The sequence below is a fragment of the Micrococcus sp. APC 4021 genome, assembly GCF_030407635.1.
Classification (GTDB): domain Bacteria; phylum Actinomycetota; class Actinomycetes; order Actinomycetales; family Micrococcaceae; genus Micrococcus; species Micrococcus luteus.
The window spans coordinates 1-2,991 of the sequence record NZ_JASDCZ010000177.1 but is presented as its reverse complement, the minus strand read 5'-3'; the positions used below and the strand labels follow the sequence as shown (position 1 = coordinate 2,991).

General features: G+C 81.0%; 2 protein-coding genes. One reads left to right on the top strand and one right to left on the bottom strand.

Annotated features, from left to right (window positions below; genetic code table 11):
* On the top strand, positions 1-1,842 hold a 1,842-nt coding region (locus QL983_RS10865), incomplete at its 5' end, for a hypothetical protein (protein WP_290152972.1).
* A gap of 64 nt (positions 1,843-1,906) precedes the next feature.
* Here QL983_RS10865 and QL983_RS10860 read toward each other — a convergent pair.
* The gene (locus QL983_RS10860) at positions 1,907-2,617 is read right to left on the bottom strand and encodes a phosphotransferase (RefSeq protein WP_356768499.1); all 711 of its coding nucleotides are present in this window, start codon (positions 2,615-2,617) and stop codon (positions 1,907-1,909) included.
* Positions 2,618-2,991: the final 374 nt, after the last annotated feature.

Sequence of the window (2,991 nt, the reverse complement as noted above, 5' to 3'; positions counted from 1 at the left end):
GCGCCCGTGGACACCCCGCAGGACCCGCCCCGCCGGGACGACCCCTCAGGCGGCCCCGTGGAGCCGGCCGTCGACGCCGCCCTGGACCGGGTGCACGCCCTGCTCCGGCAGGCCCGCGTCACCGCGGCGCCCGACGCCCCGACGGCCCTGGACGCCCGCGGCTGGTGGGAGCTCTCCCTCGAGGCCGCGCTGCGCGACGAGCCCCGGGAGTCCGCCCGCCTCGCCGACTCCGGCCTGGCCGCGCTCGTGCCCGGCCAGGACGACGTCCGCCTCGCCCTGCTGCGGGCGCTCGCCGTCGCCGCGGGCCAGGTCGGGGACGAGGCCGCCCTGACCCGCTGGGTGGAGGCCCGGGCGGCGCTGCTGCGCCACCTCGGCCGGCCCCGGCAGGCCGGGCTCGAGTCCCAGCTCGGCGCCGCCCTCGTGCGCGATCCGGACACGGTCGAGGCGGCGGTGCTGGCCGGCGTCGTGGAGGACGAGCCGGGCGCTCCCGGCGAGGACCCCGGGGACACCGTCCTGCCCGAGGCCGCCCTGGCGCTGGCCGTGCACCGCGTGCACACCGGGGACCTGGACGCCGCGCTCGAGCTGGCCCGCCGCGTCATCGCCGTCCTGGGCGGGCTGCGCGCGGCCGGTGCCCTTCTGCCCACCGGCTCGTGGTCCAGCGCGCACCTGCTGCTCGCCCGCCTGCACCTGTGGCGGGGCGAGCACGCCGAGGCGGACGCGGCGGCCGCCGTCGTCACCGCGCTGCCCGCCGCCCGCGCCGTCCTGGCCTCCGCCACCACGGTGCGGGCGATCGCCGCCCACGAGCTGGACCGTCCGACGGCCGCCCTCGACCTGGCGTTCGAGGCGGCGGAGCGGATGGCCTCGGTCGGGCTGCGGCGCGGCGCCGCCTCCGCGGCGGCTCTGGCCGGGCGCGTGGCCGGCGACCTCGGCGGGTACGAGGAGGTCGCCGTGGCCGCGTGGGAGCTGGCCTCCGTGCACGCGGAGAAGGCCGAGGCGCCGGAGGCCTCGAGCCTGAGCTACTGGTGGGCGCACCAGCTCGTGCTCGCCGGCCGCGCCGACGAGGCCGAGCCCCTGCTCGCCCGGCTGGTGCGCCGGGAGGCCACCCACGGCCGGGACGTCGAGCAGGCCCGCGCCCTCGTGGACCTCGGCCACGCCCACCACGACCAGGACCGCGCCGAGAACGCGCTGCCCCTGTGGCGGGAGGCGGCCGGTCTGTTCGAGGCCCACGGCCAGTGGGAGGACGCCGCGCGCACGCTCCTGGCCGCCGGCGCCCTCGTGAACCGCGAGCGCGACGAACGCACCCGGCCCTCCGCCCTCGACCTGTTCGAGCGGGCGGTCGCGGCCGCGCGCCAGGCGGTGGACGAGGACCCGGCGGTGCTGCCGGCCGCGCTGCACGCGCACGGGTACCTGCTGTGCGAGTCCGGCCAGGCGGAGGGCCTCGACCTCCTCGAGGAGGCGCTCGCCCTCGTGCGGGACGCCGGCGCCGACTGGCAGGTGGCCGACTACACGGACACCCGCGCCCGGGCCCTGTGGTCGCTCGAGCGGGGGCCGGAGGCGATCGCCACCGCGCTGCAGTCCGCCGACCTGTTCACGGCCGCCGGGGACCGCGAGGGCGCCGCGCAGGCCGAGCTCTTCGCCGCCTACGTGGTGGCCGAGGACGGCAGCCCCGAGCCGGCCGCGACGCTCTTCCGCCTGGTGTGCGACTCCACCGACTCCACGCTCGTGCGCCTCGGGGCGCTCACGGGCCTGCACCAGTGCCTGTCCGCCCTCGGGGACCACGACGGCGCCGCGCGCGTCCGGGACGAGCTCGACGCGCTCCGGGAGGGGCTCGGCGCGGACTGACCGCCGCTCGAGGGGGCGGCCCGGCCCGGCGGGCCGGCCCGACGGTGGCGGCAGCCGGGGCGGCTCAGAGGCCGACGCGGCCCAGGGCGGCGTCGGCGGCGGCCCGGCGGGCGGCCCGCACGGCGCGGGGCGCGGTCGGTTGCGCCGCGAGGGCGGCGAGGACGGTCGCGACGCGGGCGGCCAGCGCCACCTCGTCGACCTCGTTGCGGGCGTGGCGCCGGAACCGTGCGGCCACGGCGTGCAGCGCGGCGCCGCCGGCGCCGAGGTCCACGGCGCCCGCCTCGAGATGGGCGATCAGGACGGCCCAGTCGTCCACGCGGTGTCCCATGCCCAGGTCGTCGGCGTCCAGCACGCCGGTGATCCGCTCCCCCGCCGCGTCCACGTGCAGGTTCCCCGGGTGCAGGTCGCCGTGCACGGGCACGCGCGGGCCGGGGTCCCCGGCCGCGAGCGCCGCGCGGATCCGGTCCGCCCGGGCGGCCGCCTCGTCCTGGGCCTCGGGGTCCAGCACGACGGCGGCCCACGTGGCGTGCTCGAGCAGGACGGCGGGTCCGCCGTCGTCCGCGTCGGCGCCCCCGGCCGCCCCGGCCGGGGGGCCCGCCGGGCCGGGGGGCTCCTCGGGCACCGGCGGCAGCCGGTCCAGCAGCGCGGCGACCCGCGCGGGGTCGAGCGCGGCGGCCTCGGGCCCGGCCAGCAGCGCCCGCCAGGGCAGGCCCGGCACGCTCGCGAGCGGGAGCACCCCGCGCTCCGGCGCCGCGAGGACGGCGGGCACCGGCACCCCGGCCGCCCCCGCCGCGGCCTGGCGCCGGGCGACCCGTGCGGCGCGCGCGGGCGAGGACGAGGGTGCGGGAGCGGACGCGGGCGTCGCCCGCGCGTCCGGTCATCACGTCCAGGTCCAGGACGCGCGCGAGCCGGCGTCCCCGCTGCAGGTGCAGGGCGTCGGCTCGGGTGCGCAGCCAGCGCTCGCCCGACGCGCGGACGGCCTGGCGCGCGGCGGCTCGGTCGATGCTCACGGGCGCGCCCGCCCGGCGGGGCTCAGCAGGCCCGGCGCCGCGCCAGGACGTTGTCCAGGTCCAGGGCGGCGATGTCCTGCTCGGCGGCGGCGCTGATCTGATCGTCCGCCGTGCGCGCGGCGTCCTGGAGCCGGGTGTC